Annotated in this window: 19 protein-coding genes; 8 read left to right on the top strand and 11 right to left on the bottom strand. The window is 69.1% G+C overall.

Features of this window, described 5'->3' with window-relative positions; genetic code table 11:
* A partial coding sequence (locus AC1DP0_RS05690; RefSeq protein ID WP_478082895.1) for a hypothetical protein occupies nt 1–636 on the bottom strand: 636 nt, incomplete at its 3' end.
* A gap of 147 nt (nt 637–783) precedes the next feature.
* Between AC1DP0_RS05690 and AC1DP0_RS05685 the strand changes: the two genes are divergently transcribed.
* The 3 genes from AC1DP0_RS05685 to AC1DP0_RS05675 all read left to right on the top strand — a co-directional run bounded on the left by AC1DP0_RS05685 (nt 784) and on the right by AC1DP0_RS05675 (nt 2,579).
* The gene (locus tag AC1DP0_RS05685; protein WP_478082894.1) at nt 784–1,107 is read left to right on the top strand and encodes a helix-turn-helix domain-containing protein; all 324 of its coding nucleotides are present in this window, start codon (nt 784–786) and stop codon (nt 1,105–1,107) included.
* A gap of 163 nt (nt 1,108–1,270) precedes the next feature.
* Nucleotides 1,271–1,987, top strand: coding sequence for a 2-oxo acid dehydrogenase subunit E2 (locus tag AC1DP0_RS05680; protein WP_478082893.1), 717 nt, complete (start codon nt 1,271–1,273; stop codon nt 1,985–1,987).
* Between the two features lie 259 nt (nt 1,988–2,246).
* Nucleotides 2,247–2,579: a hypothetical protein gene (locus tag AC1DP0_RS05675; RefSeq protein ID WP_478082892.1), complete on the top strand. Its 333-nt coding sequence runs from the start codon at nt 2,247–2,249 to the stop codon at nt 2,577–2,579.
* Between the two features lie 317 nt (nt 2,580–2,896).
* Here the strand turns inward: AC1DP0_RS05675 and AC1DP0_RS05670 are convergent, their stop codons facing one another.
* The 3 genes from AC1DP0_RS05670 to AC1DP0_RS05660 all read right to left on the bottom strand — a co-directional run bounded on the left by AC1DP0_RS05670 (nt 2,897) and on the right by AC1DP0_RS05660 (nt 5,082).
* On the bottom strand, nt 2,897–3,706 hold the full coding sequence (locus AC1DP0_RS05670; RefSeq protein WP_478082891.1) for a DUF2182 domain-containing protein: 810 nt from the start codon (nt 3,704–3,706) through the stop codon (nt 2,897–2,899).
* Nucleotides 3,707–3,711: 5 nt separating this feature from the next.
* On the bottom strand, nt 3,712–4,314 hold the full coding sequence (locus AC1DP0_RS05665) for a DUF1326 domain-containing protein (RefSeq protein WP_478082890.1): 603 nt from the start codon (nt 4,312–4,314) through the stop codon (nt 3,712–3,714).
* Nucleotides 4,315–4,758: 444 nt separating this feature from the next.
* On the bottom strand, nt 4,759–5,082 hold the full coding sequence (locus AC1DP0_RS05660) for a hypothetical protein (RefSeq protein ID WP_478082889.1): 324 nt from the start codon (nt 5,080–5,082) through the stop codon (nt 4,759–4,761).
* A 101-nt stretch (nt 5,083–5,183) separates the two neighbouring features.
* Here AC1DP0_RS05660 and AC1DP0_RS05655 point away from each other — a divergent pair, with 101 nt between their 5' ends.
* Complete coding sequence (locus AC1DP0_RS05655; protein ID WP_478082888.1) at nt 5,184–5,771, top strand: DUF6529 family protein; 588 nt, start codon at nt 5,184–5,186, stop codon at nt 5,769–5,771.
* A gap of 84 nt (nt 5,772–5,855) precedes the next feature.
* Here AC1DP0_RS05655 and AC1DP0_RS05650 read toward each other — a convergent pair whose 3' ends face one another.
* Entirely contained in the window at nt 5,856–6,329 is a 474-nt protein-coding gene (locus AC1DP0_RS05650) for an LURP-one-related/scramblase family protein (RefSeq protein WP_478082887.1), read from the bottom strand.
* 322 nt (nt 6,330–6,651) lie between these two features.
* Between AC1DP0_RS05650 and AC1DP0_RS05645 the strand changes: the two genes are divergently transcribed.
* A complete protein-coding gene (locus AC1DP0_RS05645; RefSeq protein WP_478082886.1) occupies nt 6,652–7,275 on the top strand; it encodes an excalibur calcium-binding domain-containing protein in 624 nt (207 codons plus the stop codon).
* Nucleotides 7,276–7,306: 31 nt separating this feature from the next.
* Here the strand turns inward: AC1DP0_RS05645 and AC1DP0_RS05640 are convergent, their stop codons facing one another.
* Both AC1DP0_RS05640 and AC1DP0_RS05635 read right to left on the bottom strand, forming a co-directional pair.
* A complete protein-coding gene (locus tag AC1DP0_RS05640) occupies nt 7,307–7,882 on the bottom strand; it encodes a sugar O-acetyltransferase (RefSeq protein ID WP_478082885.1) in 576 nt (191 codons plus the stop codon).
* Between the two features lie 49 nt (nt 7,883–7,931).
* Complete coding sequence (locus AC1DP0_RS05635; protein WP_478082884.1) at nt 7,932–8,951, bottom strand: zinc-dependent alcohol dehydrogenase family protein; 1,020 nt, start codon at nt 8,949–8,951, stop codon at nt 7,932–7,934.
* A 177-nt stretch (nt 8,952–9,128) separates the two neighbouring features.
* Between AC1DP0_RS05635 and AC1DP0_RS05630 the strand changes: the two genes are divergently transcribed.
* Nucleotides 9,129–10,070: a helix-turn-helix transcriptional regulator gene (locus AC1DP0_RS05630; RefSeq protein ID WP_478082883.1), complete on the top strand. Its 942-nt coding sequence runs from the start codon at nt 9,129–9,131 to the stop codon at nt 10,068–10,070.
* A gap of 89 nt (nt 10,071–10,159) precedes the next feature.
* Nucleotides 10,160–11,671: a hypothetical protein gene (locus AC1DP0_RS05625; RefSeq protein WP_478082882.1), complete on the top strand. Its 1,512-nt coding sequence runs from the start codon at nt 10,160–10,162 to the stop codon at nt 11,669–11,671.
* Nucleotides 11,672–11,725: 54 nt separating this feature from the next.
* Here AC1DP0_RS05625 and AC1DP0_RS05620 read toward each other — a convergent pair whose 3' ends face one another.
* The 4 genes from AC1DP0_RS05620 to AC1DP0_RS05605 form a co-directional block, all read right to left on the bottom strand.
* Nucleotides 11,726–12,625, bottom strand: a complete 900-nt coding sequence (locus AC1DP0_RS05620) for a carbohydrate ABC transporter permease (RefSeq protein WP_478082881.1) — start codon at nt 12,623–12,625, stop codon at nt 11,726–11,728.
* The gene (locus tag AC1DP0_RS05615; RefSeq protein ID WP_478082880.1) at nt 12,622–13,617 is read right to left on the bottom strand and encodes a carbohydrate ABC transporter permease; all 996 of its coding nucleotides are present in this window, start codon (nt 13,615–13,617) and stop codon (nt 12,622–12,624) included. Before AC1DP0_RS05615 ends, AC1DP0_RS05620 begins: the two co-directional genes overlap by 4 nt.
* Before the next feature lie 14 nt (nt 13,618–13,631).
* Nucleotides 13,632–14,888, bottom strand: coding sequence for an extracellular solute-binding protein (locus AC1DP0_RS05610; RefSeq protein ID WP_478082879.1), 1,257 nt, complete (start codon nt 14,886–14,888; stop codon nt 13,632–13,634).
* A 160-nt stretch (nt 14,889–15,048) separates the two neighbouring features.
* The gene (locus AC1DP0_RS05605) at nt 15,049–15,849 is read right to left on the bottom strand and encodes a DeoR/GlpR family DNA-binding transcription regulator (RefSeq protein ID WP_478082878.1); all 801 of its coding nucleotides are present in this window, start codon (nt 15,847–15,849) and stop codon (nt 15,049–15,051) included.
* A 129-nt stretch (nt 15,850–15,978) separates the two neighbouring features.
* Here AC1DP0_RS05605 and AC1DP0_RS05600 point away from each other — a divergent pair, with 129 nt between their 5' ends.
* Entirely contained in the window at nt 15,979–16,878 is a 900-nt protein-coding gene (locus AC1DP0_RS05600; protein ID WP_478082877.1) for an SIS domain-containing protein, read from the top strand.
* Nucleotides 16,879–17,030 lie beyond the last annotated feature (152 nt).

The following is a 17,030-nucleotide window of genomic DNA, read 5'->3' as shown; positions in this document are numbered from 1 at the left end:
GCGGCCGAGGTAGCCGGCGCTGTAGGCGGCGTAGGCGCCGACCACGATGAGGGCCAGGGCGGAGATGACATGGTCGTCGATCAGCGGGTTGGTCGAGCCGGTGGGCTTGCCGGCGACGGCCGAGGCCAGCGGCCAGCTGGCGAGCCACATCATCGTCAGCAGCACGACCCCGGACGCCGCGGCGATGCGCAGGGCAACCCCGAGGATCAGCGCGGCACCGATACCGAGCAGGCCGAGCATGAACAACCAGTTGATCACCGGGTTTCCGGCGATCGAGTTGAAGAGGCTCTGCAGCGGTCCGGCGTCCACGCCGGACAGGAACCCCTTGGTCGGGGATCCCCCGTTGATCCAAGCCTTCGCGCTGGGGGTGGCGTAGCCCAGGCCGAAGGTCTTGTCGAGGAACGCCCACAGGAACGTGACACCCAGCGCCAAGCGCAGAAGGTTCAGCGCCACCCGTCCGACCCGGGCGGCGGTCAGCGATGAGGGCTCGGACTCCCCGCCCATCACCCGTGGGTCGGTGGTGGCAAGCGAGAGGTCTACCCGGTCGGGAACTGCGGGCAGGGTGGATGCGGCCATCACGGCACGTCCTTTGATATCGAACGCCCAGCAAGGCGGCTCGGCCTGAAGGACGGTCAACGCCGCTCTGTCCGCGGCGTGCGGGCGTCCTTCGCGCGTGACGGTCGGTGACCGCCAAGCCTCTCGCGTCGTTCTCGCTCGACGCTATCCTAGTTCGGACTAACTAGCAACAAATCTCTAGAATCCATCGGGGTCTATGGTGCTGGCATGGCGGAGTGGAGTTTCTTGACGAACCACGCGCAGGCGTTGCTGTGTATCGCGCACGACCCCGGKGTGCGGCTGATCGATGTCGCGGCTGCGTTGGGGATCACCGAGCGCAGCGCCTACGGCATCGTCAACGATCTGGCCCAGGGCGGGTTTTTGGTGAAGCAGAAGGACGGACGCCGCCACCGCTACGAGGTGCAGGGGCATCTGCCCCTGCCGGGGGCGGTGATCCGCTCGACCACCGTGGGCGAGGTCCTGGCCTTGCTGATCGGGGACAGCGGCGCTGTCGCACCGGTGGCGCAGCGGTTACCGCCGGTCGTGGCCTGAGATGCGCCCGCCCGCGACGGCCAGCCTTGGAGACGCGGGACCCGAGCCGCTGCCGCCTCCCGATCTGACGCCGGTCCGCGAGCGGGACGTGGTGGTGCGCCCGTTTCCGTCCAGCCGCCGGCTGGTGACCGCGGCGGTCCGCGCCGGCCGCCGGGTGATGCCGATGCATGGGCTGTTCGACGTCGACATCACCACCGCGCGGCGCCTGCTAGCCGCACACGAGCCTCCCCTGTCACTGACCGGGTTCGTCGTCGCCTCGATCGGCAGAGCAGCGGGCGCCCACCCGCAGGTGCACGCCTACCGTGACTGGCGGGGTCGGCTGGTCGAACACCGTTTCGTCGACGTGCAGACCCTGATCGAGATCCCCACCAGCCAAGGACCGTTCGGGCTCGTCCACATCGTCCGCGACGCCGACATCCGAAGCGTCGCCGACATCAGTGCCGAGCTGCGCGCCGTGAAGGCCGACGCCGCCAGCACCACCAGTGGTCGCCTGTTGACCACCCTAGGTCCGGCCCTGGGACGGGTCCCCGGGCTGTACCCGTTGATGTACGCCGGCATGAGCCGCTCGCGCCGCGCCCACTTGGCCACCGGGACCGTGCAGGTCACCGCCGTCGGCATGTTCGCCGAGGGCGGGGGCTACGCGATCGCCCCACCCACGCTCGCGTCCCTCCTGCTGGTGGTGGGCGGGGTCAGCCGACGTCCACGCGCCATCGGCGACCGCGTCGAGGTCCGAGACGTCCTCGATCTCACGTTGACCATCGACCACAACGTCGTCGACGGCAGCCCCGCCACACGGTTCGCGGCCGACCTGCGACAGGCACTGCACACCGCGGCCGTCCTTCCCGACGCCACCGCATCGGATCGCCCGCGCGGGCGCTGAGGCGCCGCCGGCGCGTGTGCGTACAGACTTGCGTCATTTGGCCGCCTACCGGGCGCATGCGTCTCACCCAAATGATGCCCCGTTGAGGACGGGACGTCCGACCATGCCCCGTTGAGGACGGGACGTCCGACCATGCCCCGTTGAGGACGGGACGTCCGACCATGCCCCGTTGAGGACGGGACGTCCGACCATCCCGCGTGGATGGCGACACGGCGCCAATTCGGTTGCCCGTCAACAGGGACCCTGTCACGCTCGCGAGATGTCCAGCAGCATCGCCGACAAGCTCTTCGACCGGTTCGGGGAGACCGCCATCGCTGTGGTGAAGGCGCGTCCTGAGGTGGATCCGGCGATGGTCCAGGACATCTTCGACGAAGCGGCGACGATGCTGCATAACGGACTCGCCCTCGACCATTTGGATGGCCACGACGCCGACATTGTTATCTCGGAGTTGTGCGTGGCCCTCACTGATGCGGACCCGACGACCGCGCTGTTGACCCGGTTCTACGCCGCCACCGACAACCCCACGGGACTGCACGACCCAATAGGGGTTGCCGTGGCATATGAGAACGTTCTGAGGATCTTGCAGCTGTGACGCTTCCGGGCTGACACGCAAGCCGGCTTCATGGCGCACCTCGCAACCCAGGAATTACCGAATCCTCCTTGAGCGCAACCACGCCCTCTGGGGCACGCGACCGAGAGCGCCCGGCCGGCACCTGCGTCACTTCGCCGCATAGCGGGCGGCAGCGGTGACGAGACTCTGGCTTGATGAGCGGCGTTTGTGTGGGAGCGCAATTTCGTCTGGGGACAAGCAGCATGATCGAGCCGCGACTCGACGCTGCGTGTACTCGGGGCACCCCGGCGGGTTGCACCCCGCCCAGCCCGATGCTGCTTCGTTTGCCCGTCAGCTGTTCAGCCCATCGGCATCGTCTGGCCGGAAGGAATCGTCAGGCCCGGCAGCGCGTGGGGTGCGGCCACAAGGAGAAGACCAAGAGTCAGCAGTATGGCTGCGGTCGCAAAGGTGAGGCCGCGACGCCACGGGATGGTTTTCTCTACGGCGATCAAGGCGGCCACGAACGCCATCCAAGTCATGCTCATCACGCCCAGGGCGAAGAGAGAGGCCATGAGCGCCCAACAGCATCCGACGCACCAGGCGCCGTTTCGCATTCCCATCCGCACGGCCCCGGTGCGTCCTTCGCGCCACGAACCAAGGAGAGTGCCGAGCGGGCTGCGACACTTTGCCAAGCACACGTTCTTGAGCGGCGTGATCTCGTACACGGCGGCCACCACGAGGGTCGCCGCAGCGACAAGGCGACCCCCGCGCTCCCAGCTGAGCGCCTCACCGAAAGCCGACGAGAGAAGCACCCCAACGGCATAGGCGACCAGTCCGGCAGCAGCCCACGTGAGCAGATACCCGCCCGTGAACAACCACGGCGACAGCGTCGAGTTCTCTTTCGTGACCTTGGCGTACAAGGCGATCGTCGGCGCCACCGAGGGCAGCATCATGGCGGCCATCATCACGACCCAGATGGTCAGGAACCACCCGAGGGTCCCTAGATTCGTCCACGGTCCAGCATCCATGCCGGACATCTCCCGCGCGGCCCAGACCCAGCCGAGGCCGGCCACCGTGAACAGGACTGCGACCAGACCAAGCCGGGCGCGCGCCGCGGCATACGCAGGCGCCAAACCTGCCTCGACGCGCGGCGCGGCCGACGATCCCATCGGGGTCAGGCGGCCCAGGAGAACTCGGATGTCGACAACCCGGTCTTGCCCTCGTAGGAGATTCCGAAGGCGTTGATCCGGGTGCGCTTCGCCTCAGCCATGGTGAGGTTCGACGCGACGGGGTGGAACATGCCGCTGAAGCGCACCRGTTCGCCGGTCTCCACCCCGAACGGGACGATGTCCTCGATCTCGAAGTCGATGGCGTCCCCCACCCGGACGCTGTGGACCAGACCGTCGTCTCTCACGTCGATCGTGGCGCGCTCCACGCCGACGACATCGCCGACGAGCGGCGCGAGCGCACCCATCGGGCCACCCAGCTGGCCGCCGAACACCTGGACGAGCTTGTCGAACTGCTCATCACTGGCCTCGTCGTCGACGTAGACACCGAGCCGCCAGTTGCCCTCGGTCATCACCTTCGGGGTGTCAGCGATCAACACGACCCTTCGCCCCGCGATGTCAGTGCCCTCCACCGTCCCCTCGCGGATGTTGAAGACGAAGGTGACCCGGCAATAGTCGTAGGTGGCGCCATGGTCCAAGGAGAGGTTGCACGGACACATCAGCTCGCACGAGCAGGTCTCCACGTAGCTGCCGGTTAGATTCCAAGCCATCGCGGCGCTCCTTCCCCAGCCCTTCCAGTCTCGCCATCCCGGCGAGGGCCGTCAACGGCCGGAAAACCGACCGGTACGCCGCATAACGGGGCTCACCGCTCGCCCCAAGGCCTTTGCGCCAGCACTATCCGCAACTGCCGGAATGGATCCCCATGCAGGTTGGCCTCGATGGTGGGGGACCGGCGTGGGGGCGGCTCGAGCAACCCGCCGCGAGCAGCACCCCCGACGTCACGACTCCAAAGCCGATGGCAGGCCGCCACCGAGCGCGCTAGACGGTCCGCGGCCCGACAGGCTCAGTGCCCCCGGAGCCCTTCAAGCCTGCGTTCGTTCCGGTGGCCACCCTCGAAAGCGTCCTCCTCCATGGGCGGCCCGTGTGTCACGACAGACACAGCCGCGAGCTCACCGAGACGATGCACCGAGACGATGCATCGAACGGTTGTAGCCCTAGGCAGATGCAGACCCCGTCGTCGAGGCAAGGAGTCGTCGCGCTCGACGACCAAGGTCACTCAGGTCCACCCGACCCTCCTCGGCCGCGGCCGCCAAACGCGCAGCCAAGTCCAAGGCCTCGTCGAGCTCAGGGCCGACGACGGCGGCCTCCTGACCCATGTCACGAAGGATCGTGCCCTCAGCCCTCGAGGCGATCAGGGGATCGGATATCCCATCGATCCAGACCCGGGTGCGGCGGCCATCCCCGCGGTCCTCCCCGGTGATTCGCTCGAGGGCAAAGATGCGATCCGCACGCGCGAACTTGCCGAAGCCCAAAGCCACCATCCGAGTGTCTGACCCCACGTGGACATCTTGACACCGGCCCGGTTGGTTGTTGGCGCGTTCCTCGGCGGGACGAGTGGAGCCAGGAGGATCCTGAACCCATGGCAGCAAGCACGTCGCCGAGGAACATGGCCATCCCCCTGGCCGCGTTCGTCGCCGGCGCGGTCGTGGCCCTGCTCGTCGGGGTGTTCGGCAAGGTGCACGACCCGACCCTGGCCGGCACCACGACTTTCGGCTTCCGCACGGTCATCGACATGAAGGTCGTGCTGTCCGTGGCGATCGGAGTCCTCGCCGTGCTCCAGCTCGTCGGAGCACTCTGGATCTACGGCAAGCTCGGCACCCCCGCGCCCTCGTGGGTCGGGACTGCCCACCGGATCTCCGGCGCAGTTGCTGTCGTGCTCATCATGGTGGTCGCCTACCACTGCCTCTGGGCGCTGGGACTGGAGACCGGGACGTTCGCCGCCGGAGGCGCCGTGCCGCCGCGCACCGTCCTCCACGGGGTTCTCGGCTGCGTCCTGATCGGCGCTGTGGTGGTCAAGGTGGTGGCGGTACGGTCACACCGCGCGCCCGGGTGGTTCCTCCCCGTGGCCGGCGGCCTGCTCTTAACCCTCATCGTGCTCGTCGTGCTGACCTCGGCCGGCTGGTACATCAGCACCAATGGCTGGCCCGGCTCGGGCGGCTACGGCTGAGCCCATCCGTGTGCGGCACCGCGGAATCAAGAGGGCGTCCGGCGCGCGACTGTTCTCCCCTTTCGGAGCTCGCCGACGGATAGGTCAGCCCACGTCGTGGGTCAGTTGATCGATCACGGCCGCAACGGCGAGCAACAGCACGGCATTCTGGCCGTCGGCGACCTCGACTCCATACGTGTCCGCGACCCGGAACCACTTTTTGGAGACCTCCGCCGCCTTCGCACCGTCCGCCGTGATCTCGTACTCGTGGTCGACGAGATTGCCCTGGACCTCCATGTCCGGACCGTCCGCCACGTCGACCGAGAACCGCTCACGCAACGGCGAGATCAGCGCCTTCTTCACCGTGGCGACGGTTCGCCCGGACGGGTCCTCGATCTCCATGGTGTCGCGCACCCGCAGCTTGCGCTCCTGGAGCTTCAGCAGCTCGTTTCCCGAGGCATCTTCCAGGACCAGGGTGTCGCGGATCCGCATCGCCTTGCCGTTCACCTTGAAAATGCGCTGACCCTGCTCGTCCTCGATCCAGTAGTCGTCACCGATGGAGACGAGCTTCTGCCGCATGCGATAGGTCGTGCGGCCCTCGCCGCGCCGGTCATCTCTGCGCTCCTCGCGTCGTTCACGACGCCGATCTCCCAAACCCACAGCTGCCTCCTCAGGTCACCCGCCTCTGTCGAACCCGTCCAGTACATGCCTGGCGGCAGCCGGACGTCTACGCCCGCAGCGGGTGATCCGAGTTCAGCCCTGAGCCAGCAGCGCCCTTCGTGCCCGGCACCTACGGATGGCTGGCCGGTGATAAGTCGGGCAATCTCGGCATTTCGCCTCGCGATTCGCGATGCCGGACATAGCCTCTGGGAGCCCACAGGAAACACTCAGAAACCAGGTCATGAACCCACGTCTTCGCTTGACCCTCGTCGTCGCTGCCGCTCTGCTCGCCCTTACCGGCTGCAAGGAGTCGGCACCCGAGGCCATGAGCCCGGTCGCTCTCGTCGGCTCGCAGCCCGTCGCCACCCCCGCCACCGCAGCGACCACCGACACCCCCGCGACCACCACCACCACGACCACTCCTGAAATCACTCCACCGACGCCGACCGTCGACACCGCCACCGCCGAGCGAGCCGCTGCAGTGGTTGCCGCAGCCAAGGTGCAGGCAGCTGCCAAGGCGGAGGCCGACGCCAAGGCCGCTGCGGCGAAGGCTGCGGCCAAGGCAAAGGTCGCCGCGGCAAACGCCAAGGCTCAGGCCGCCGCTCGCACAAAGGCCGCTGCGACGGCCCGAGCGGCTGCCGAAGCAAAGGCCAGGGCGGCCGCGCAGGCGCAGGCGGCGCAGGCACAGGCGGCGCAGGCACAGGCGGCGCAGGCGCAGGCGGCCGCCCAGGCAAGGGCTGCGGCAAGCGTCTACTACGCCAACTGCTCCGCAGTCCGTGCGGCCGGTGCTGATCCGATCTATGCCGGCCAGCCGGGGTACTCCCGCAAGCTCGACCGGGACGGGGACGGCATCGCCTGCGAGTGACGAGGCGAGCCGACGCTGAGGGCTGCGCAGGTCAGGCAGTGAAGCCCGTCGAGCGGATGACCCTCGCCGGGACGCCTGCAGCGATCGTGTCGGCGGGGACGTCCTTGGTGACGACCGCGCCCGCGCCGATCACGGCACCGTCGCCGATGGTGACACCCGGCACGACCGTGACGCCGGCTCCCAGCCAGACGTCGCGGCCGATCACCACGGGAGCCGGCTCCATGTCGGCGCGCCGTGCCGGGTCCATCGAGTGGTTGAGCGTCGTCAGCGTGCTGCCGTGGCCGATCAGCGACCCGTCGCCGATGGAGATGCCGCCGGTGTCCTGGAAGCGGCAGCCCATGTTGATGAAGACGCCCTCGCCGAGGGTGAGGTTCTGGCCGAACTCGGAGTAGAACGGCGGGAAGACCGTGACCGACTCGGCGACGGGCCTGCCCGTCAGCCGGGACAGCAGCGCCCGCACCTCGTCCGGCGAGCGGTAGGCGCCGTTCAGCTCGGCGAGCGTCCGCAACGCCTCCTGCGACGCGGCGTGCATGAACTCGTGCGCCTCCGACCCGCCCTCGATGAGGCGTCCGCTGTTCACGTGGTCGAGGAACTCGTGCAGGTCCATGCGTCACACCTTTCTACCGGCCGGCTCGCCGGCGAACCGAGACAGACCCTCACAGCGTCAGCAGCACCTTGGTCGCGCGGCGCTCGTCCATGGCCTTGTAGCCCTCGGCGGCGTCCTCGAGCGGGAGGGTGAGGTCGAAGACCTTGCCGGGGTTGATCTTCCGGTCCCAGATGAGCTCGATCAGGTGCGGCAGGTACTCGCGCACCGGCGCGGGCCCGCCGTGGATGTGGACGCCGGCCATGAACAGCTCGTCGCCGGGGATCGCCACGTCGTGGGAGACGCCGACGAAGCCGACGTGTCCGCCGGCGCGTGCCGAGTGGATGGCCTGCATCATCGCCTCCTGCGTGCCGACCGCCTCGATGACCGAGTGCGCACCGAGTCCGCCGGTCAGCTCCTTGACGCGCGCCACACCGGCCTCGCCGCGCTCCTCGACGATGTCGGTCGCGCCGAACTCGCGCGCGAGCGCCTGCCGGTCGGCGTGCCGGCTGAAGGCGATGATCCGCTCCGCGCCCAGCTCGCGGGCGGCCAGGACGCCGAGCAGCCCCACCGCGCCGTCGCCGACGACGGCCACGGTCTTGCCGGACCCGGCCTCGGCTGCGACCGCGGCGAACCATCCCGTGCCCAGCACGTCGGAGGCCGCCATGAGCGACGGGATCAGGTCGGCGTCGGGCTGGCCGGGGGTGGCGACGAGCGTGCCGTCGGCCAGCGGGATCCTGGCCAGCTCCGACTGGGTGCCGAGCGTGCCCATGAGAACGCGGTGCACGCAGTACGCCTGGTAGCCGGCCTGACAGATCTCGCACGTGTTGTCCGAGGCCCAGAAGGATCCGACGACGAAGTCGCCGACGTGGACGGTGCGCACCTCGGAGCCGACCTCCTCGACGACGCCGACGTACTCGTGCCCCATCACCTGGTGGTCGACCGGCTCGGCGCCGCGGTAGGGCCACAGGTCGCTGCCGCAGACGCACGTCGCGGTGAGGCGGATGATCGCATCGGTCGGCTCGATGATCCTCGGGTCCTCGCGCTCCTCCACCCGCACGTCGCCGGGTCCGTACATGACTACTCCACGCATCGCGTGAACTCCTTCGATCGCTTCACTCGTGGGGCCAGCGGCCCACCGGGGCCGGATCGGCCCACCCCACGAGTGAAGCCCCCGACGAGAGGAAGGGCGAGTCCCTGTCGAGGGACGTACTGACAGGGCACCTCTCACGGCTCGGCCCACCTCGCCAACCGGCCTAGTCTCGACAGCGTGGACAACCGCCGAGAGGTGCGCGAGTTCCTCATGACCCGCCGCGCCCGCATCACCCCCGCCCAGGTCGGCCTCCCCGTCGGCCGCGGCCGACGCGTCCCCGGTCTGCGCCGCAGCGAGGTCGCCACGATCGCCGGGCTCAGCGTCGAGTACTACGCCCGCCTCGAGCGCGGCCAGATCGCCGGCGCGTCGACCGGCGTCCTCGACGCGCTCGCCCGCGCCCTGCACCTCGACGACACCGAGCGCGCTCACCTGCTCGACCTCGCGAGGGCAGCCGACGGCATACCAACGTCCGGGCGCCCACGCCGACGGGCCGCGGGCAAGCCCGCGTCACGGCCGAGCCTGCAGTGGGCGCTCGAGTCGATCCGCGACGGTGTCGCCTTCGTCCGCGACCCGCACCAGAACCTGCTCGCCACCAACGCCCTCGGCCGCGCCTTCTACTCGCCCGTCATCGGCGAGGGCGGGCGGATGCCGAACCTGGCCCGGTTCCAGTTCCTCGACCGGGCGTCGCGGGAGTTCTACCCRGACTGGGACCTCTTCGCCGAGATGTGCGTCGGCATCATGCGTGCCGAGGCCGGCCGCGACCCGCACGACCGCGGCCTCCAGGACCTCGTCGGTGAGCTGTCCACCCAGAGCGAGGTGTTCCGACGCCTGTGGAGCGCCCACAACGTGCGCACCCACGGCACCGGCACCAAGCGCTTCAACCACCCCGTCGTCGGCGAGCTGACCCTGACCTACGAGGAGCTCGCCATCACCGCCGAGCCCGGCCTCGTCCTCATGGTCTACACGGCCGAGCCCGGCTCCTCGTCCGCGGAGCGGCTCCAGCTGCTCGCCTCCTGGGCAGCCTCGACGCCGTCACCCACAGCGACCACCGACGCGACCACCGACGCGACCACCGACGCGACCACCGACGCGGCCGCCGCCCCGTCGGTGAGCGACTGATCGAGCTCTCAACAATCGATGCGGGACCGTGCAGGGTGTGCCCGTACAGTCGGACGGGTATCTCCATCGTTGACCGACCCCCGATCTCCGTGAGCGCCCCCACCATGACGACACCGACCCTGACTGCCGTGCCGTCGGCCAGGCGTACGCGCCTGCTCCCACCGACTCCCCGCCGCCAGTACCTCGTGCCGTCCGTGCTCGCGGTCGTCTTCGTCGTGACCGAAGGCCTGGCGCAGGCCGTGACGCCCTTCATCCGCAATGACGACTGGCCCTTCCTGCTGCCGCCGAACATGCACGGCGTGGTGCCGATCTCCTACTGGGACAAGAGCGAGGGCCGCTGGCTCAACACCGTGTGGTGGACCTTCATCGGGCAGCACGGCACCGCGACCTCCGCCGCGCTGACGTATGCCGTCGCCTACGTCCTGCTCGTCGCCGGCATGTGGCGGGCGCTGCACCGCGCGGGGATCCGACCCGGTCCGGTCGCCGACGTGCTCCTCGGTGTCGCGCTCTACGCCTCGGCCGTCTGGGTGCAGCTGCTCTACTGGCCCGGCACCCTGACGCCGTCCGTCGTCGTGGGCGCGGTGGCGATGTGGCTGCTGCCGTGGGCGGTGCGCTCACCGCGGCGCCTGGTGATCCTCGTGCTCCTGGCCGAGGTCGCGGCCGTCCTCACCTACCCCCCGGTGGGAGTGGTCGTGCTCGCCTTCGCGGTGGTGCTGCTGCGGACCGCCCCGTGGCGCCGCGTGCTCGCGGTCGTCGCCACGTGGCTGGGCGGCTTCGCCCTCGCCGTCCTCATCGCCTACACCCTGAACTGGCTGCTCAACGGGCACTTCCGCCTGCAGCTCGCCTCGTGGCGCCACCCCAACCCGCTGACCTCCTTCCAGGCGCTGGTCGTCAACGCGGGCCGGTGGTTCACGACGGTCGGAGAGCTGTGGGCCGCGCAGTGGTGGCTGGGACTGATCGCGCTGGCGGGAGTCGTCCTCGGTTGGCGCGACGCCACCGTCCGGCCTCGGCTGCAGCGCCTCCTCGTCGTCTTCGCCGTCGCCCTCGGGATGGACGCTTTGCAGACGCTCGTGACCGGCACCGTCACCGAGGCCAGGGGCCAGCTGTGGACGTGGCCGTTCGCGCTGCTGCCCGCCGCGCTGCTTCTCGCGGGCCGGCCTAATCGCGCGGAGCAGCCGGCCGCACGGTCCGGGACGCTGACTCGGGCGGCCACGGGGCTGCTCGCGGTGCTGGCCGTGGGCGGGGTGCTCGCCTGGCGGGCCGACATCTCCAAGCACCAGGCCGTGCGACAGCAGTATGCCGCGATCGCCGCCGAGGCCACGGCCCACCAGACCGGCACCGCCGCCCCGACGGTCATCGTCTACCAGGACCCGAAGCTGGCGACCACGAGGTCGGGCCRGATCATGGCCAGCACCCTGATGATGGCGGTGCACGAGGAGCAGGGCGGTGCCATCCCCCTGCGGTGCAGCCCCACCGACTGCTTCGACGTGGCGACACGGCTCGTCTTCAGCCCCGGGTCCCGGACGGTCGTCCGGCTCGGCACGGTCACCGGCCGCGAGCTCGTCGCGGTGGTCGTGCCGACACCGCCGAGCTGGCTCTGACCGACCACGCAGCCGTGCCGGCCGGGCGCCCGCGGGGGTCGCGCCGGTGGACCGCTACTTCACGGAGCCGGCGGTGAGCCCTCCGACGAGGTGCTTCTCGATGATCGCGAAGAGGATCACGACCGGGACGACGGCGATGACCGAGGCAGCGAAGAGCTGGTCCCAGTGCTGCTCGTAGCCGGTGATGTAGGCCCGCATGCCGACCGTCAGCGGCTTCTTGTCGTCGTCGATCATCAGCGTCAGGGCCACGACGTACTCGTTCCACGCTGCGATGAACGTGAAGATCGTCGCCGTGACGAGGCCCGGCAGGGTCAGGGGCAGCATGACGCGGCGCAGGATCTGCCACCGGGTCGCGCCGTCCAGGGCGGCGGCCTCCTCGACCTCGAGCGGGATCGAGGCGAAGAAGCCGTGCAGGATCCAGACCGCGAAGGCGAGGTTGAACCCGGCGTTCGTGAAGATCAGCGCCCCGTAGGTGTTGATCATGTTGAGCTCGAAGAACTGACGGTAGAGGCCGACGACGAGCGAGGTGGGCGCGAACATCTGCGTCACGAGCACGAGCAGCAGGAACGGCCCGCGACCCGGGAAGCGGTGCCGGGCCGTCATGAAGGCGGCCGGGATCGCGACGAGGACGACGATGACCGTCGAGCCGGTCGCGACGATGAGCGAGGTCTTGAGCCAGTTGACGAACCGGTCGTCACCGAGCACCTGGGCGTAGGTGTCCAGCTGCCACACGTTGGGCAGGAAGCTCGGCGGCGTGCTCTTGACGTCGGTGCTCGTGCGCAGCGAGTCGAGCACCATCACGAGGTAGGGCGCGACGAAGACGAGCGCGACCAGCGCGCCGCCGATCGCCATGAGGACGCGCTTGCGTCGACGGGGGTCGCTCTGGTGCGCCCGATTGCCCTGCGGTTCGGGGGCGCCCGGCCTCACGGGGGCTGCAGCCGTCGTGGTGCTCATCGGCTCGTCTCCTCGCGCCAGTTGATGATCTTGAGGTAGATCCCGACGACGACGAGGATCAGCACGACGTTGAAGATGCCTGCCGCCGCCGACATGCCGACGTCCTTCTCCTGGCTCTTGAAGGCCAGCTTGTACATGAACGTGATCGTCGTGTCGTGCAGGTAGCCCGGGTTGCGGTCGTTGAGGGTGTAGATGATCGGGAAGCTGTTGAAGACGTAGATGACGTTGAGCACCGTCGCGATCATCAGGGCCGGCCGCATCAGCGGCAGCGTGATGTTCCAGTAGCGCTGCCACGGGCTCGCACCGTCGACCGTCGCCGCCTCCATGACGTCATCGGGGATCGCGCCGAGACCGGCGATGAAGACGAAGATCGTGAAGGGCAGCGAGACGAAGACACCGACGACGACCATCGAGAACATCGTCCAGCTGTCGTCGCCGAGGAAGTCGATCGGCGTACCGATGATGTGCAGCGAGAGCAGGACGTGGTTGATGATCCCGTAGTTGTAGTCGTAGAGCAGGACGAACAGCTGGCTGGTGATGACGAGCGAGGCCGCCCACGGGATGATGACCGCCCACCGCACGAAGCGTCGGCCGGGGAAGCTCTTGCTGAGGAACTGCGCCAGCGCGAGGCTGAGGACGATCGTGACGGCGACGACCGCGACGACCCAGATCACCGTGTTGCGCAGGACCGTGCCGAGGTCGGGGTGCGCGAGCACGTTGGTGTAGTTGGTCCAGCCGGCGTCGCCCTTGCGCAGCCCGGTGATGGAGTACTCACCGCGTGAGGCGTCGAAGAGCTTGATCGCCGGGTAGAGGACGACGCCCAGGATGAGCGCCAGCGCCGGCGCGAGCCAGAGCAGCGCGACGAGCGGGTGGACCTGGCCGATGCGGCCGGCCCGTCGGCGACGGCCCGCGCGCAACGGCATACGGGAACGGCCCTGCCCCGACCCCGCCGACGTGGCGGGGTCGGGGCTCACCGTGGTGCTCTCGGTCATCGGGGTGGTATGCCTCAGCCGCCGTTTTCGGCGGTCTTCTGCAGGCCGTCGAGGGTGGCCTTGGGGGAGCCGGTCATGGCGCCGCCGAGGTTCTGCTGGACGGCGAGCTTGACCTTGTCCCACGTCGGGTCGTCGGTCGGCGTCAGCTTCGCGTTGGGCAGCGTGTCGAGGTAGACCTTGAGCTTCGGGTCGCTCGAGAACTGCTGGACACCGGTCTTCGTGACGGGCAGGAAGCCCTCGGCCTTGATGAAGGTGTTGACCTGGTCAGGCTGGTAGTAGAGGTCGTAGAAGGCCTTGACCGCCGCCTGGTTGCCGGGCTTCTTGAAGGCCATGAGGTAGTCGGTGACACCGAAGGTCTTGCTCTCGGTGTTGTCGTTGCTCGGGAAGGGCGCGACGCCGTAGTCGACCTTCTTGTCCGCGTCGAGGGCGCCGGCCAGCGGGCTGAAGCCGACGACCATGCCGGCCTTGCCCGACTTGAACAGGTCGAAGGCGTCGGCGCGGTTGGTGCGGGCGGGGTTGTTCTGCGTGACCTTCTCGTCAGAGAGCTTCTTCATGAAGGTCAGCGTCTCGACGTTCTTGTCGGAGTTGATGACCCACTTGCCGTCGGTCTTCCAGTCGCCCCCGTTGTTGAACAGCCACATGGAGAACTCGCCCTGCGACTCCTCCGGTCCGAGCGGGAGGGCGTAGCCGGCGCTGCCGGTGGCGGCGATCTTCTTGGCGTCCGCCTCGAGCTCGTCCCACGTCTTCGGCGGGTTGGCGATGCCGGCCTGCTTGAAGAGCGCCTTGTTGTAGAAGAGCGCGCGGGCCGAGGACAGGTCGGGGAAGCCGTACATCTTGCCCTGGTACGTGCCGTACTTGACGAACGTGTCGAGGATGTCGCTCTTGGCCGCCGCCGGCAGCACCTCGTCCGAGTTGTAGAGCAGGCCGTCCTTCGCGTAGCTCGCGTACGCGTTGAGGTTGAGGATGTCGGGGGCCTGGTTGTTCTGGATCATCGTCGAGGACTGCTGGTCGATGTTGTCCCAGCTGACGACCTGCACCTCGAGGGTGTTGCCCGTCTTCTCCTTGTACGTCTTGGCGAAGGCGTCCCAGAACGCCTTGGTGTGGTCCTTGGAGTACTCCGCCGCGACGAGCTTGATCGTTGTGGCCCCCTGACCGCTGCCCCCGCTGGCGCCTGCGCTCGTGCCGGCACCAGTGCCCCCGCCGCAGGCGCCGAGGGCGAGGCCTGCAATGGCCAGGCCCGCGACGACCACAGACTTCTTCGTCGACGTCATGTCTCTCCTTGGTTCGAGTGCCGGGAGTGCTGGCAGCGCGTCACGCGCCGACCCGGCCAACGGTGACGCCAAACCTAGGGCGGCGTCTGTGGCTCCGCAAGAGCAATGATGACCGAAACTTCGATGATTCGATCACAATCACGCAAAGTTGCGGCAAGAGTCACACCTCGTGCACCTGGACGCCCACCTCGCGCAGCGCCTGCACCTCGTCGCGGTCTGCACCCACGGTAGTGACGAGGTGGTCGATGCGCTCGGCGGGACAGATCGACGCGAAGGTGCGCCTCCCGAGCTTCTCACCTGTGGCCACGCAGATGACCTTCTTGGACCGCTCGATCATGGTGCGGATGATCGCCGCCTCCTCCTCGTGCCGGCACGTCGCGCCCTCGAGCGCCGAGAGGGCGTTGACCCCGACGATGGCGACGTCGAGCCAGAGCTGCTGGAGCACGAGGGTCGCGAGCGGGCCGGTGACCTCGTAGGACTCCGGACGCGCGACACCGCCGAGCGAGACGCACTGGACGTGGGGGCGCAGCACCGCCTCGGTCGCGATGTTGAGGGCGTTGGTGACGATGGTGATCTCGCGGTCGGCCGCGAGGTCCTCCCGCGCCGTGATGGCCCGTGAGGTGGCGGTCGTCGTCGTCCCGCCGTTCAGCCCGATGACCTGGCCGGCCTCCACGAGTGCGGCGGCGGCCGCGGCGACGCGGGCGCGGTCGTCGTCGGCACGGCTGCTGCGATAGCGGTAGGGCAGCTCGTAGGCCACCGACGTCGCGACGACACCGCCGTGGTTGCGGGCGACGAGCTGGCGCTTGGCGAGCTCGGAGAAGTCGCGCCGGATGGTGGCCTCGCTCACCTCGAGCAGGTCCGCCGCCTCTCCCACGCCGAGGCGGCCCGTCGTCGCGAGGCGGTCGAGCATGACCGACCAGCGGCTGGCGCGGTTGCGGGCGGGATCTGTCTCTTCGGTCACGCGCTGACGATACCGCGCAGAACGATCAATGGACATGTGCATCTCTGCGCGTTTACGCTGTGATTCGCGCACACACAATCAGCCCTCCTCGGGCGTCAGTCGCCCGCCCTCGAGCCGCCGGGAGCCCCCATGCCGCACACCACCCACCTCGCCCAGGAGATCGCCACCCAGCCGGATGACTGGGAGCGTGTCGTCGGTCGCCTCGACGACGTCGCGCGCCACCTCCCCCGCCCGGGGGAGCGCGTCGCGACGATCGGGTGCGGCACGTCGTGGTTCATGGGGCAGGCGTATGCCGTCCGCCGCGAGCAGCTGGGGCAGGGCTCCACCGACGCGTATGCCGCCTCCGAGCACCACCTGGCCCGTGGCTACGACCGCGTGGTGCTGATCTCGCGCTCCGGGACGACGACCGAGGTCATGGCGGTCGTCGAGGAGCTGCGTGCTGCTGGCACTCCGCACGTCTCGTTCGTGGCGACCGCTGGCACGCCCGTGGCCGAGCGCTCCGACGCCACCGTCCTGCTCGACGACGTCGACGAGCAGAGCGTCGTGCAGACGCGGTTCGCCACGACGACCCTCGCGCTGCTGCGCGCCTCCCTCGGCGAGGACCTGGGACCCGTGGCCGAGCAGGCCCGCGCGGTGCTCGCCGAGGACGCCGCGACGGCATACGGCCCCCTCGTCGACGCGGAGCAGGTGACCTTCCTCGGCCGGGGGTGGACCAACGGGATCGCGAACGAGGCTGCGCTCAAGCTGCGCGAGTCGGCGCAGTTCTGGTCCGAGTCCTATCCGGCGATGGAGTACCGCCACGGGCCGATCAGCATCGCCGCTCCGGGGCGGGCCGTGTGGGCGTTCGGCGAGGTGCCGGAGGGGCTGCGCGAGCAGGTCCAGGCGACGGGCGCGCGGTTCGAGCACCGCGACATCGACCCGCTCGCCGACCTCGTCCGGCTGCACCGGCTGTGCCTCGGCAAGGCCGACGCGGCCGGCCTCGACCCCGACGCCCCCCGCAACCTCACCCGAAGCATCGTCCTCACCTAACCCAACCCAGTTCTTACCGTCGAAAGGCCACATCTGGTCGCCTCCTCACCGTCGAGAGGCCACGTCTGGTCGCCTCCTCACCGTCGAGAGGCCACGTCTGGTCGCCTCCTCACGGTCGAGAGGCCACGTCTGGTCAACGGCCACACGTGGCC

Source organism: Terrabacter sp. P5_B1 (genome assembly GCF_056400505.1).
This window is presented reverse-complemented; position numbering and strand designations above follow the sequence as displayed.

Excerpts from the sequence above, each read along its gene's own strand:
- AC1DP0_RS05680 (WP_478082893.1), top strand. The coding sequence starts at position 1,271 with ATGCATGGGCTGTTCGACGTCGACATCACCACCGCGCGGCGCCTGCTA.
- AC1DP0_RS05675 (WP_478082892.1), top strand. The coding sequence starts at position 2,247 with ATGTCCAGCAGCATCGCCGACAAGCTCTTCGACCGGTTCGGGGAGACC.
- AC1DP0_RS05670 (WP_478082891.1), bottom strand. The coding sequence starts at position 3,706 with ATGGGATCGTCGGCCGCGCCGCGCGTCGAGGCAGGTTTGGCGCCTGCG.
- AC1DP0_RS05655 (WP_478082888.1), top strand. The coding sequence starts at position 5,184 with ATGGCAGCAAGCACGTCGCCGAGGAACATGGCCATCCCCCTGGCCGCG.
- AC1DP0_RS05650 (WP_478082887.1), bottom strand. The coding sequence starts at position 6,329 with ATGCGGCAGAAGCTCGTCTCCATCGGTGACGACTACTGGATCGAGGAC.
- AC1DP0_RS05645 (WP_478082886.1), top strand. The coding sequence starts at position 6,652 with ATGAACCCACGTCTTCGCTTGACCCTCGTCGTCGCTGCCGCTCTGCTC.
- AC1DP0_RS05640 (WP_478082885.1), bottom strand. The coding sequence starts at position 7,882 with ATGGACCTGCACGAGTTCCTCGACCACGTGAACAGCGGACGCCTCATC.
- AC1DP0_RS05635 (WP_478082884.1), bottom strand. The coding sequence starts at position 8,951 with ATGCGTGGAGTAGTCATGTACGGACCCGGCGACGTGCGGGTGGAGGAG.
- AC1DP0_RS05620 (WP_478082881.1), bottom strand. The coding sequence starts at position 12,625 with ATGAGCACCACGACGGCTGCAGCCCCCGTGAGGCCGGGCGCCCCCGAA.
- AC1DP0_RS05615 (WP_478082880.1), bottom strand. The coding sequence starts at position 13,617 with ATGACCGAGAGCACCACGGTGAGCCCCGACCCCGCCACGTCGGCGGGG.
- AC1DP0_RS05610 (WP_478082879.1), bottom strand. The coding sequence starts at position 14,888 with ATGACGTCGACGAAGAAGTCTGTGGTCGTCGCGGGCCTGGCCATTGCA.
- AC1DP0_RS05600 (WP_478082877.1), top strand. The coding sequence starts at position 15,979 with ATGCCGCACACCACCCACCTCGCCCAGGAGATCGCCACCCAGCCGGAT.